General features: G+C 63.9%; 9 protein-coding genes. 7 read left to right on the top strand and 2 right to left on the bottom strand.

The features are described 5' to 3' along the window. Positions 1-4: 4 nt before the first annotated feature. From BMX85_RS15300 to BMX85_RS15315, 4 genes are all read left to right on the top strand, one after another. The gene (locus BMX85_RS15300) at positions 5-718 is read left to right on the top strand and encodes an HAD family hydrolase (RefSeq protein ID WP_090319549.1); all 714 of its coding nucleotides are present in this window, start codon (positions 5-7) and stop codon (positions 716-718) included. Positions 719-744: 26 nt separating this feature from the next. Beyond that, positions 745-2,277 carry a lysine--tRNA ligase gene (gene lysS, locus BMX85_RS15305; protein WP_090319552.1) on the top strand — a complete coding sequence of 511 codons (1,533 nt, stop codon included), beginning with the start codon at positions 745-747 and terminating at the stop codon, positions 2,275-2,277. Positions 2,278-2,428: 151 nt separating this feature from the next. Further along, the gene (locus BMX85_RS15310; RefSeq protein WP_090319555.1) at positions 2,429-3,226 is read left to right on the top strand and encodes an SDR family oxidoreductase; all 798 of its coding nucleotides are present in this window, start codon (positions 2,429-2,431) and stop codon (positions 3,224-3,226) included. Next, on the top strand, positions 3,226-5,100 hold the full coding sequence (locus tag BMX85_RS15315) for a glycoside hydrolase family 15 protein (protein ID WP_090319558.1): 1,875 nt from the start codon (positions 3,226-3,228) through the stop codon (positions 5,098-5,100). The genes BMX85_RS15310 and BMX85_RS15315 overlap by 1 nt, the downstream gene beginning before the upstream one ends. Before the next feature lie 107 nt (positions 5,101-5,207). Here BMX85_RS15315 and ppnN read toward each other — a convergent pair whose 3' ends face one another. Then, entirely contained in the window at positions 5,208-6,578 is a 1,371-nt protein-coding gene (gene ppnN / locus BMX85_RS15320; RefSeq protein ID WP_090320151.1) for a nucleotide 5'-monophosphate nucleosidase PpnN, read from the bottom strand. Between the two features lie 267 nt (positions 6,579-6,845). Between ppnN and BMX85_RS15325 the strand changes: the two genes are divergently transcribed. The 3 genes from BMX85_RS15325 to BMX85_RS15335 all read left to right on the top strand — a co-directional run bounded on the left by BMX85_RS15325 (position 6,846) and on the right by BMX85_RS15335 (position 10,432). Further along, the gene (locus tag BMX85_RS15325) at positions 6,846-8,345 is read left to right on the top strand and encodes a peptide MFS transporter (RefSeq protein ID WP_090319561.1); all 1,500 of its coding nucleotides are present in this window, start codon (positions 6,846-6,848) and stop codon (positions 8,343-8,345) included. 227 nt (positions 8,346-8,572) lie between these two features. Next, complete coding sequence (locus tag BMX85_RS15330; RefSeq protein ID WP_090319563.1) at positions 8,573-9,487, top strand: lipase family alpha/beta hydrolase; 915 nt, start codon at positions 8,573-8,575, stop codon at positions 9,485-9,487. A 9-nt stretch (positions 9,488-9,496) separates the two neighbouring features. After that, positions 9,497-10,432: a lipase secretion chaperone gene (locus tag BMX85_RS15335; protein WP_090319566.1), complete on the top strand. Its 936-nt coding sequence runs from the start codon at positions 9,497-9,499 to the stop codon at positions 10,430-10,432. Positions 10,433-10,505: 73 nt separating this feature from the next. On the opposite strand, the gene glpD is transcribed toward BMX85_RS15335, so the two are convergent. Beyond that, entirely contained in the window at positions 10,506-12,041 is a 1,536-nt protein-coding gene (glpD, locus tag BMX85_RS15340) for a glycerol-3-phosphate dehydrogenase (protein WP_090319569.1), read from the bottom strand. Between the last annotated feature and the right edge of the window lie 207 nt (positions 12,042-12,248).

Genomic DNA, 12,248 nt, shown 5'->3' on the forward strand with positions numbered 1-12,248 from the left:
TTTAATGACAGCTCCAACTTCTTCCTCATCGCAGCGCGCGTTCATCTTCGACATGGACGGCACCATCGTCGACAACATGGCCTTCCACACCAAGTCGTGGCTGGCCTTCTTCGAGCGTCGCGGCCACACGCTGGACCCGGACGCGTTTTTCCGCGACACGGCCGGCCGCCAGGGCCATGAAATCATGCGCACCTACCTGGGCGACCACCTGACCAGGGAAGAAAGCGCGGCGCTCGACTTCGAGAAGGAATCGCTGTACCGCGAGCTGTACGCGCCGCACCTGGCGGTGACCAAGGGCTTCGACCTGTTCATCGCCGCCGCCAAAAGCGCCGGCACCAAGCTGGCCGTGGCCACCGCCGCGCCGAACGAGAACATCGCCTTCACGCTCGACGGACTCGATCTGCGCAAGCAGTTCGACGCCATCGCCGGCGCGGCCGATGTGGCGCGCGGCAAACCGAATCCGGACGTGTTCCTGCTGGCCGCCGAACGCGCCGGCGCCCTGCCCGCCAACAGCATCGTCTTCGAAGACGCGCCGCTGGGCGTGGAGGCGGCCCGCCGCGCCGGCATGCGCGCGGTGGTGCTGACGACCACCCTGCCGGCCGAAGCCTTCGCCGATTACGACAACGTCATCGCCGTGGCGCGCGACTTCAGCGAGCTCGATATCGCGGCGCTGTTCGCCTCCGAGCCCTATGTGCTCGACGACGCGACCACCAACTAATCATCACCTCAACCTAGAAACAGACCATGACTACGGATCTTCAAGAACAAGCAGCCACCCCGCCGGACGAGAACAAGATCATCGCCGAGCGCCGCGCCAAGCTGGCAGCCATCCGCGAACAGGGCATCGCCTTCCCCAACGACTTCAAACCGGAGCACAAGGCGGCCGACCTGCATGCGCAATATGGCGAGAAGTCGCGCGAGGAACTGGAAGCCAATCCCGTCAACGTGGTGCTGGCCGGCCGCATGATGTTGAAGCGCGAAGCCGGCAAGAAGGCCGCGTTCGCGACCCTGCAGGATTCGTCCGGCGCCAAGGCCGATGGCCGCATCCAGATCTACGCGACCTTGGACCTGACCGGCGAAGCCGCGATGGCCGCGCTGCACCACTACGACCTGGGCGACATCCTGGGCGTGGTCGGCACGCTGTTCAAGACCAAGACCGACGAACTGACCATCAAGGTCAGCGAACTGCGTCTGATCACCAAGTCGCTGCGCCCGCTGCCGGACAAATTCCACGGCCTGGCCGACCAGGAGACCAAGTACCGCCAGCGCTACGTCGACTTGATCATGAACGAGGAAACGCGCCGCACCTTCAAGGCGCGCACCGCCGCGATCTCGTCGATGCGCCGTTTCATGGAAAAGAACGAATTCATGGAAGTGGAAACGCCGATGCTGCACGCCATTCCTGGCGGCGCGGCGGCCAAGCCTTTCATCACCCACCACAACGCGCTGGACATGCAAATGTTCCTGCGCATCGCGCCGGAGCTGTATCTGAAGCGCCTGGTGGTGGGCGGCTTCGACCGCGTGTTCGAGATCAACCGCAACTTCCGCAACGAAGGCGTGTCGATCCGTCACAATCCTGAATTCACGATGATGGAGTTCTACGCGGCCTACACCGACTACAAGTGGATCATGAACTTCACCGAGGAGATCATCCGCCAGGCCGCGATCGACGCCCACGGCACCGCCACCCTGACCTACGGCGGCAAGGAACTGGACCTGGCCAAGGCCTTCCACCGCCTGACCATCGTCGAAGCGATCAACAAGTACGCGCCGGGCTACACGCCGGAGCAGTTGAAGGACGCCGAGTTCATCAAGACGGAACTGCTCAAGTTCGGCGTCAAGCCGTTCGCCACCGCCGGCCTGGGCGCGCTGCAACTGGCGCTGTTCGAGGAAACCGCCGAAGCGCAGCTGTGGGAGCCGACCTTCATCATCGACTACCCGGCCGAAGTGTCGCCGCTGGCGCGCGCCTCCGATACGGAAGCGGGCATCACCGAGCGCTTCGAACTGTTCATGGTCGGCCGCGAGATCGCCAACGGCTTCTCGGAGTTGAACGACGCCGAAGACCAGTCGGCCCGCTTCCTGGCCCAGGTGGCCGCCAAGGACGCCGGCGACGAGGAGGCGATGTTCTACGACGCCGACTACATCCGCGCGCTGGAATACGGCATGCCGCCGGCCGGCGGTTGCGGTATCGGCATCGATCGTCTGATGATGATCATCACCGACTCGCCGAACATCCGCGACGTGCTGCTGTTCCCGCACCTGCGCCGCGAAGAGTAAGCGCTCCGCGAAAACCGCCCTTCCGGGCGGTTTTTTTTCGCCTGGGATTTTGCGGCAAGCGTGCGGTGGGAGCGTTACGAAATAATAGGCGCGCTGCAGGAATCGCCGGGCAGGCCTAGAATGGGTCGAATTCCATCGCAAGGAGCCCGTCATGCACCTCACGCTGCACAACCAGACCGCCATCGTCACCGGCGCCAATTCCGGACTTGGACGCGGCATCGCGCTGGCATTCGCCAAGGCCGGCGCCAACGTCGTCGTCAACTATCACAGCCACCAGGACCAGGCCGACGAAGTCGTCGCGCTGATCGCCGCCGACGGCGGACAGGCGATCGCCGTCCAGGCGGACGTCGGCGAGGAGCCGGACGTGCTGGCCCTGTTCGACGCGGCCGTCAAGCGCTTCGGCGGCGTCGATATCGTGGTGGCCAACTCCGGCCGCCAGGACGACGCGCCCAGCGCCGACATGACCCTGGCCCAATGGGAAGGCGTCCTCAAAACCAACCTGACCGGCCAATTCCTGTGCATGCGCGAGGCGGTGCGCCTGTTCCGCAAACAGGGCCGGCGCGAGGCCTCCCGCGCGCTCGGCAAGATCATTTGCATGAGTTCCGTCCACCAGCGCATACCGTGGGCCGGCCATGTCAACTACGCGGCATCCAAGGGCGGCGTGCACCTGTTGATGGAGACGATGGCGCAGGAGGTCGCGCCCGAGAAAATCCGCATCAACGCCATCGCGCCGGGCGCCATCAAGACGCCGATCAACGCCGAGGTGACCGCCGACGGCGGCAGCCCGGAACTGCTTAAACTGATCCCGTATGGCCGCGTGGGCAAGCCGGAAGATGTCGCCAACGCGGCGCTGTTCCTGGCCTCGGACCTCGCCGACTACGTGGTCGGCAGCACGCTGTTCGTCGATGGCGGCATGTCGCTGTACCCGGGCTTCGAGGACAACGGCTGATGGCCGCGGGCGCAAAGGCCGGTAAGGCGGCCAAAACACCACCCAAGCCCAAGGCGCCCGCTAAAAATGAGGACCGCGCGGAACGTGACATCGCCGACCACGGCGTCATCGGCAACCTCGCCACCATCGCACTGGTGGCGTGCGACGGCGCCATCGACTACATGTGCTGGCCCAACCTCGACAGCCCGAGCATCTTCGCCGGCTTGCTGGACGCGGCGAAGGGCGGCGTGTTCGAACTGTCGCCGCTAATCGACGATGCGCGCATCGTCCAGATGTATATGCCCGACACCAACGTGCTGCTGACACGCTGGATGGGCAGCGACGCCAGCGCCGAAATCACCGACCTGATGATCGACACGGACGATGTCGGCGAGGCCCCTACCCGGCTGGTGCGGCGCGTGAGCGTCACCCGTGGCAAGGTGACGGTGAACCTGCGCTGCGCGCCGCGCTACGACTATGCACGCGTGGTGCCGTCGGTCGCGCTCAAAAAAGGCAGCGCGATCTTCTCCGGCAAAGGCAATCCATCGCTGCGCCTCAGCGGCGAGGCCGATTTCGCCAAGGGCGACGGCGAAGTGACCGCCAGCGTTACCCTGCGCGCGGGCCAGAGCGTGACCTTCATGCTCGACGAACCGCATGAAGAACTGATCGATGCCGACGCCATCGGCCAACTGATCGACGCCACCATCGCGCGCTGGCGCCTCTGGGCCGGGCAGTCGACCTACAAGGGCCGCTGGCGCGACGCCGTGACCCGCTCCGCGCTGGTACTGAAGCTGCTGACTTCGCGCAAGCATGGCTCGATCGCGGCGGCGGGCACCTTTGCCCTGCCCGAGGCGCGCGGCGGCGTCCGCAACTGGGACTACCGCGCCGCGTGGATACGCGATTCGTCGTTCTCGATCTACGCGCTGATGCGGCTTGGTTATCACAACGAGGCCAAGGACTTCTATCGCTGGCTCGGCGACCGGGCGCTCCACTCGAGCAAGTGCGGCGAGATGCAGGTGATGTACGCGCTCGACGGCGGCGAGATTTTGCCCGAGACCACGCTGGAACATCTGGGCGGCTACGGCGGCGCGGCGCCGGTCCGCATCGGCAACGACGCCGTCACGCAACTGCAACTCGATATCTACGGCGAGTTGATGGACTCGATCTACCTGAGTAACAAGTATGGCGAGGCGATTTCGCACGACCGCTGGCTCGGGGTATGCAGGGTGATCGACTACGTATGCCAGCACTGGAACGAGGCCGATGCCGGCATCTGGGAAGTACGCGGGCCGCCGAGCCACCATCTGCATTCTCGGCTCATGTGCTGGGTCGCGATCGACCGGGCGATCCGGTTGGCCAGCAAACGTTCGCTGGCGGCCCCGTTCACGCGCTGGATCAAGGTGCGCAACGCGATCCACGACGATATCTGGTCCAATTTCTGGAACGAGAAGCTGGGCCACTTCGTCGACGAGCGCGGAGGCAAGGATCTCGACGCGTCGCTGTTGTTGATGCCGCTGGTGCGCTTTGTCGGCGCCACCGATCCGCGCTGGCTCGCCACCTTGGACGCCATCGGCAAACGACTCACCGATGACGGCATGGTGTTCCGCTACAAGCGCGATGACGGCTTGCCGGGCAAGGAAGGCGCGTTTTCGGCGTGTTCGTTCTGGTACGTCGAATGCCTGGCGCGCGCCGGCCGCATGGACGAGGCGCGGATGATCTTCGAGAAGCTGCTGCGATATGCGAACCACCTGCAGCTGTATGCCGAGGAGTTCGACGAGCGCGCGAAGTTGATCGGCAATTTCCCGCAGGGCTTCACGCATCTGGCGCTGGTCAGCGCCGCGTTTTATATCGATCGCGAGATGGAGGGGCGCGGCCGGCGGGATTGGCCGGCCTAGGGCCCTTGATTAACCGCGGAGACATGTAGCGCGGATTGGCGCGCAGCGCGTAATCGGCCATGAGCCGCCGGCGGCGGATGCAAGGCCGATCACGTGGCAAGTCACCGCTACTGGATCACCCGATAGCAAGGCGTATACGCCTTGCCCGCCAACTTCATCCGGCTTTGCTCGACGAACGACGCCAGCAGCGCATCCATCGGCCCCATGATCTCCTTGTCGCCATGAATCTCGAAGTGGCCGAACTTCTCGATCGCGCGGATGCCCTCGTCCTTGACGTTACCCGCCACCACGCCCGAAAACGCCCGGCGCAGATTCGCCGCCAGCAAATGCACTTCCTGGTTCTTGTGCAGGCTCAGATTGCGCATGTTCTCGTGCGTCGGCGCGAACGGCTTCTGGAACTCGCGGTCGATCTTCAGACCCCAGTTGTAATAATAGGCGTCGCTGCGGCTCTTGCGGAACTCGCGCACCTGCTTGATCCCGGCCTGCATCTCCCGCGCCACCAGTTCCGGATCGTCGATGATGATCTTGTAGCGCTGCTGCGCCTCGGGGCCCAGCGTGTCGAGGATGAACTGGTTGATCTGCACGAAGTACTCGCGCGACGTTTCCGGTCCGGTGAACACCAGCGGGAACGGGATCTCCGCGTTATCCGGATGCAGCAGGATGCCCAGGATGTACAGGATCTCCTCGGCCGTGCCGGCGCCGCCCGGGAACACGACGATGCCGTGGCCTGTGCGCACGAACGCCTCCAACCGCTTCTCGATATCCGGCATGATCACCAGTTCGTTGACGATCGGGTTCGGCGATTCGGCGGCGATGATGCCCGGTTCCGTGATGCCCAGATAGCGGCCATGGGACAGGCGCTGTTTGGCGTGGCCGATGGTGGCGCCCTTCATCGGACCCTTCATCGCGCCCGGGCCGCAGCCGGTGCAGATGTCCAGGTCGCGCAGGCCCATTTGATAGCCCACTTCCTTCGAGTAGTTGTACTCGGCGCGGTTGATCGAGTGTCCGCCCCAGCACACCACCAGGTTCGGATTCAGCATCGGCTTGAGCACCCCGGCGTTGCGCAGGATGTGGAACACCGCGTCGGTGATGTCCTCGGTGCGGTTCATGTCGAATTTCTGCGTATCGGTCACCTCGTTGCTGACGAAGACGATATCGCGCAGCACCGCGAACAGGTGTTCGTGGATGCCCTTGATCATTTTGCCGTCGACGAAGGCGATCGCCGGCGCGCCCTTGATATCGAGCTTGATGCCGCGCTCGCGCTGCACGATGCTGATCGAGAAGGACTCGTAACGCTCCAGCAGCTCCTTGCCGTCGTCGATGGTGCTGCCGCAATTGAGCACGGCCAGTGCGCAATTGCGAAAGACGTTATATAGGCCGCCCTGGCTCGTGTCGAGCAGCTTGTTCACTTCCGCCTTCGAGAGGATTTCCAGCTGTCCTTCGGGCGAAATCAAAGTATCGATAACGTCATGTTCCATGTTGCGTAAATCCTTATTCAGATTCGATGTCACGTAGTAGGCCTGCAATGCCAATATACGACAACTCGGCAATCCGTGGGGGCGGAGATTGTGCGCCGCATATAAACTTCGCCGTTTCCGGATTTATTATCACAAATGTCACAATCTTGCAGCGGCCGCTACAAAAAGTAGGTTGCGCCGCGTTTGTAGATTAAAATGGCGCCCAATTTGGCCCCCCACGAGGGAGCCGGAGACACTTTTAATCGATCATAAATTAGGAGAAGCCGCATGAGCGGTGCTACCACCACCAACACGGAAGTCGCTATTCCCGAGTTCAAACAGATCATGGGCCACCCCGCCCCGCTCTGGATGTTGTTCATGACCGAATTCTGGGAGCGTTTCGCTTTCTACGGCATCCGTTGGGCGCTCGTGCTCTACGTCGTCGCACAATTCTATAACGGCGATTCGACCGGCGAATCGGCCGCCAACCTGGTCTACGGCTCCTACCTGGCGCTGGTCTACGCCGCCGCGCTGTTCGGCGGCTATGTCGCCGACCGCGTGCTGGGGTACCAGCGCTCGATCCTGGTCGGCGCGGCCTTCATGGCCGCCGGCCTGTTCATGATCGCCTTCCCCGACCAGACGGTGTTCAAGTTCGGCCTGGCCACCATCATCGTCGGCAACGGCATGTTCAAGCCGAACATCTCGACCATGGTCGGCAAGCTGTACTCCACCGGCGACACCCGCCGCGATTCGGGCTTCACCATTTTCTACATGGGCATCAACGCCGGCGCGATGGTCGCCCCGGTCCTGACCGAGTGGCTCGCCACGGCGATCTTCGGCACCAACGGCATGCCCGCTTACAAAGTGGTGTTCATGTCGGCCGGCGTGGGCATGCTGGTTAGCTTGGTGTGGTTCTTCATCGGCCGCCGCAACCTGCAAGGCATCGGTGCTCCGGATGCGCAAACCAGCGACCCTAAACGCCTGCTGTACGTGATCATCGGCGCGCTGTGCGTGATCCCGGTGGTCTACATGCTGCTCGCGGCCGGCGCCAAGAGCCTGCAGGCCGTGCTGACGGTGCTGTTCATCCTGTTGGCGGTCATGCTGATGATCGAGGGGATCAAGAACGGCAAGGTCGCGCGCGACCGCGTCATCGCCATGCTGCTGATCTTCTTCTTCAATATCATGTTCTGGATGTTCTTCGAACAGGCCGGCAGCTCGTTCACCTTCCTGGCCGAGAAAATCGTCGACCGCGAAATGTTCAACTGGACCTTCCCCGTGGCGTGGTTCCAGACCGTGAACTCGCTGGCGATCATCACCTTCGCGCCGCTGATCGCTTTCATCTGGGTGGCGATGCGTAACAAGAACCCGTCGATCCCGCGCAAGTTCGGCCTCGGCCTGCTGTTCAACGGCGCCGCCTTCGGCCTGCTGATGTACGCGCTGTCGATGCTGGTCGATATCGACAACAAGATCCCGTTCTGGACCCTGTTCATGGTCTACGTGCTGCAATCGATCGGTGAACTGTGCCTGTCGCCGATCGGCCTGTCGATGGTGACCAAGCTGGCGCCCACGCGCCTGGTCGGCCTGGGCATGGGCGGCTGGTTCCTGTCGACCGGCATCGGCAACAACCTGTCGGGTATTTTCGCGTCGGCGGTGTCCGGCGAAAGCGGCATGTCGGTGACGTCGGCGCTGTCCGGCTACACCTTCGGCTTCTACTCGCTGATGGCCGGCGGCGTGCTGCTGTTCCTGATCGCGCCATTGATTCAAAAGCTGATGCACGGCGTGAAGTAAGCCGCCTGCCCTGTACCCCGCTCCCGCCAGGGAGCGCAATGCCGCCCAAGTCGCCTTGGGCGGCATTTTTTTTGCCCTTCATCGTTTTTACCACGTTATTGCGCCGCGTCATGCTTTCCGCGAATAAGGGTGCTACATTCCTTTACCGAGCGCTTGCTTTGTTTTCGATCATGGCGCCGGCGCCTTCCCAGCTTCTCATTTCCTAAAAAATAGCTAACGGAGACAAAATGAAGAATCGCTTCTGGCAATACGTATCGATCGCCCTGATCGCCATCACCGCGTTCCCCGCGCCGTCCTGGGCTGCGGGCTATACCCAAACCAAGTATCCGATCGTGATGGTGCACGGCTTCCTGGGCTTCGAAAGCATCGGTCCCCTCGAGTACTTTTACGGCATCACCTCGGGGCTGCGCAGCGGCGGCGCCAACGTCTACGTGACGACCGTATCGGCGGCCAACAGCACCGAAGCGCGCGGCGAGCAGCTGCTCACCCAGGTCAAGCAAATCCTGGCGGTGACCGGTGCCGCCAAGGTCAATTTGATCGGCCATAGCCACGGCGGGCCGACCACCCGCTACGTGGCCTCGGTCAGGCCGGACCTGGTGGCCTCGGTCACCAGCGTCGGCGGCGTGAACAAAGGCTCGAAGGTGGCCGATATCCTGATGGACAATGCTCCCGGCGTCAGCACCGTGGTGCTTGGCGCGGTGGCGAATCTGATGGACATCGTGTCCGGCAACACCGGCCGGCCGCAGGACGCCAAGGCGGCCATGACGTCGCTCACCACCGCCGGTGCGCTCGCGTTCAACGTCCGCCATCCGGACGGCGTGCCGTTGTCGGCCTGCGGCGAGGGCGCCTACCAGGCGCGCGGCGTCCACTACTTCTCGTGGAGCGGCGGCAAACAGATCACCAATGTGCTCGACCCGCTCGATGCCCCGCTGGCGCTGACGGCGCTGGCCTTCGACGGCGAGAAGAATGATGGCCTGGTCGGCAGCTGCTCCAGCCATCTTGGCCGCGTGATCCGCGACGATTACGCGATGAACCACCTCGACGAGGTCAATCAGACGGCGGGTCTCGTCAGCCTGTTTGAAACCAATCCGGTGACGGTATACCGCCAGCAGGCCAACCGCCTGCAGGGCCTGGGCCTGTAGGAGCGCGGCATGAACGCGAACGCGAAGAGAGCCGGGCTGGCCGCCTTGCTGCTGGCCGGCTGCGCGCTGTATTTCGGCCGGGACGTGGAGGCGCCCAAGCCGGCGCAGCCCCGCCAGGCCGGCGCCGGCCCGGGCGCATTAGCGTTCGTGCCGTCGATGGCAGGCACCCGCCCGGACGGCGACCTCAAAACGCTGGCCGGTGAACGGCTGGTGGTCGACGCGGAGCTCGGGCATTTGTTCGACTACTATCTGGCCGGGCTGGGCGAGAAAGGCCTGGACGCGATCCGAACCGAGATCGAACGGGAGCTCGATCGGCGCCTCAAGCCCGGACCGGCGCGGCAGGCCAAGCAGCTGCTGTCAAGTTACCTGGCCTATAAACAAGCGCTGGCGGGCATCGAGTCGAACCTGGCGCCGTCCGGCGACGTGGCGCGGTCGGCGGGTGCGCGGCTGGCGGCGATGCGCGCCTTGCGCTCGGCGTTTTTCACGCCGGAGCAAAGCGCGGGTCTGTTCGGCGCCACCGATGTGGCGGACGACGATGCCGTGGCGCGGCTGGAGGTGGCGGTCGACAAGACCTTGAGCGAGGCGCGAAAACAAGCAAAAGTGGCGGAGCTGGACCGGCGCATGCCGCCGGCGTTGCGCGAAGAGCGCGAGGCGCCGGCCAAAATCATTCGCCTGGAGGAATCGGTGGCGCGGCTCAGGGCTGGCGGCGCGGGCGACAATGAGGTCTACAGCCTGCGCGCGGCGGCGTTTTCGCCGGAAGCGGCCGCGCGCCTGGCCGACGTCGACCGCGACGAGGCGGCGTGGAAAGCGCGCATCGGCGCCTATCAAACGCAGCGCGCGGCATTGATGGCGCAACCTGCGCAACAGCGCGACGCCGCGCTACAACAACTTCGCGACACGAGCTTCACCCCGGACGAGCAACGCCGCCTGAGCGCCTACGAATAATCAATCGTCAACCTAAACCACGTAGAACGGATTAGCGAAGCCTAATCGGCCCTATGCGACCACTGTACCAACATCAGGTGCGCCGCATCGGATTGGCGTTCAACCACGCCTGTAACGCGTCGGCGGTGTCCGCCGGCAGGTGCAACCCGAGTTTCGACCGGCGCCACAAGATATCCTGCGCCGTCCGCGCCCACTCGTAGCGGCGCAGGTATTCGACCTCCGTCGCATACAACCCGGGCGCGATCTGCTCGCCCATGTCCGCCACCTCGCTGCGGTCGCACAGCAGCGTGTGAATCCGCGTGCCGTACGCGCGCGCGTAGCGCAGCACCAGCAGCGGCGGCAGCCACGCATAGCGCGCCTGCATGGTGCGCACCCACGCGTCGAACTGCAGCACCGATTTGTTCTGCGGCTCGGCGCCGTACACGTCGCCGCCGGGAAGGCAGGCATTGTGGGTCCAGCCGCCATGGTGGTTGTCCAGAGATTTGGCGATCAAATCGACGGCCTCCTCGGCCAGCTTGCGGAAGGTGGTGATCTTGCCGCCGAAAACACTGAGCATCGGCGGACCGTCGCTGTCGACCTCCAGCCGGTAGTCGCGCGTGACGGCCTTGGCGTCGGCGCCGTCCTCGACCAGCGGGCGCACGCCCGAGTAGGTCCACACCACGTCCGCCGGCACGATCGGCTCGACGAAGTACTGGCTGGCCAACTCGCACAAATAGGCGATTTCGTCCTCGCCGATGGCGACCTGGTTGGCGTCGCCGTGGTAATCGAGGTCGGTGGTGCCGATCAGGGTGAAGTCGCGCTCATACGGGATGGCGAAGACGATGCGCCCGTCCGGATGCTGGAAGATATAGGCGTTGTCATGCTCGAAGATGCGCTTGACGACGATATGGCTGCCCTTGATCAGGCGCAGGGTGCCGCCCCCCTCCTTGGGCAGCGCCGCGTGCAGCAGGTCGGCGGTCCACGGGCCGGCGGCGTTGACCACGTAGCGGGCGTTGACGCGGATGTTGCCGCAACTGGGCTTGTACAAGGTCGCCTCCCAGCCGGCGGCCTTGCGCACCAGCGCATTGCAGACCGCCTGGGTCAGGATGGTGGCGCCCTTCTCGCAGGCGTCGATGGCGTTCAGCACCACCAGCCGCGCATCGTCGACCCAGCCGTCCGAATAGATAAAACCGCGCTGGAACTCGGGTTTGAGCGGCTTGCCGGCCGCGTGGCAGCGCAGGTTGACGCCGGACGACGCGGGCAGCAGCTCGCGCTTGGCCAGCAGGTCGTAGAGCACCAAGCCGGCGCGGATCAGCAGCGCCGGGCGCTGTCCTTTCGCGTGCGGCATCACGAAACGCATCGGCCACATGATGTGCGGAGCGGCGCGCAGCAGCGTTTCGCGCTCGATCAGCGCCTTGCGCACCAGGTTGAATTCGTAGTATTCCAGATAACGCAGGCCGCCATGGATCAGCTTCGTCGACGCCGACGACGTGTGCGACGCCAGGTCGTCCTTCTCGCACAAGACCACCGATAGCCCCCGTCCCGCCGCGTCGCGCGCGATGCCGGCGCCATTGATGCCGCCGCCCACTATCAGGACATCGCAATCGAGTGTGTGCTGCGGTTCCGCCATGTCTTCCCCGGTTGTATAGCCAAATTAACTGTAAACCTTCTAAGTTACTCTACGTTACGTGAATTTTGCCATTCCTCATAGTGTGCGGCACCCATTCCAGCCCAAAAAGCCACGTTCCGTTTAAGCGGGCGCAAATTTTGATGGTCTATAATCGGGCCAACCGTTACCTCATGAGATCAAGCCTTGACCGCTCCCCCTATCGCACTA

This window comes from Duganella sp. CF517, from assembly GCF_900110275.1.
In the GTDB taxonomy this organism is placed as follows: Bacteria; Pseudomonadota; Gammaproteobacteria; order Burkholderiales; family Burkholderiaceae_D; genus Rugamonas.

What these genes read in the sequence shown, in the direction of transcription:
- ppnN (WP_090320151.1), bottom strand. Translation starts at nt 6,578, where the DNA reads ATGGAACATGACGTTATCGATACTTTGATTTCGCCCGAAGGACAGCTG.
- BMX85_RS15325 (WP_090319561.1), top strand. Translation starts at nt 6,846, where the DNA reads ATGAGCGGTGCTACCACCACCAACACGGAAGTCGCTATTCCCGAGTTC.
- BMX85_RS15335 (WP_090319566.1), top strand. Translation starts at nt 9,497, where the DNA reads ATGAACGCGAACGCGAAGAGAGCCGGGCTGGCCGCCTTGCTGCTGGCC.
- BMX85_RS15300 (WP_090319549.1), top strand. Translation starts at nt 5, where the DNA reads ATGACAGCTCCAACTTCTTCCTCATCGCAGCGCGCGTTCATCTTCGAC.
- BMX85_RS15330 (WP_090319563.1), top strand. Translation starts at nt 8,573, where the DNA reads ATGAAGAATCGCTTCTGGCAATACGTATCGATCGCCCTGATCGCCATC.
- lysS (WP_090319552.1), top strand. Translation starts at nt 745, where the DNA reads ATGACTACGGATCTTCAAGAACAAGCAGCCACCCCGCCGGACGAGAAC.
- BMX85_RS15315 (WP_090319558.1), top strand. Translation starts at nt 3,226, where the DNA reads ATGGCCGCGGGCGCAAAGGCCGGTAAGGCGGCCAAAACACCACCCAAG.
- glpD (WP_090319569.1), bottom strand. Translation starts at nt 12,041, where the DNA reads ATGGCGGAACCGCAGCACACACTCGATTGCGATGTCCTGATAGTGGGC.
- BMX85_RS15310 (WP_090319555.1), top strand. Translation starts at nt 2,429, where the DNA reads ATGCACCTCACGCTGCACAACCAGACCGCCATCGTCACCGGCGCCAAT.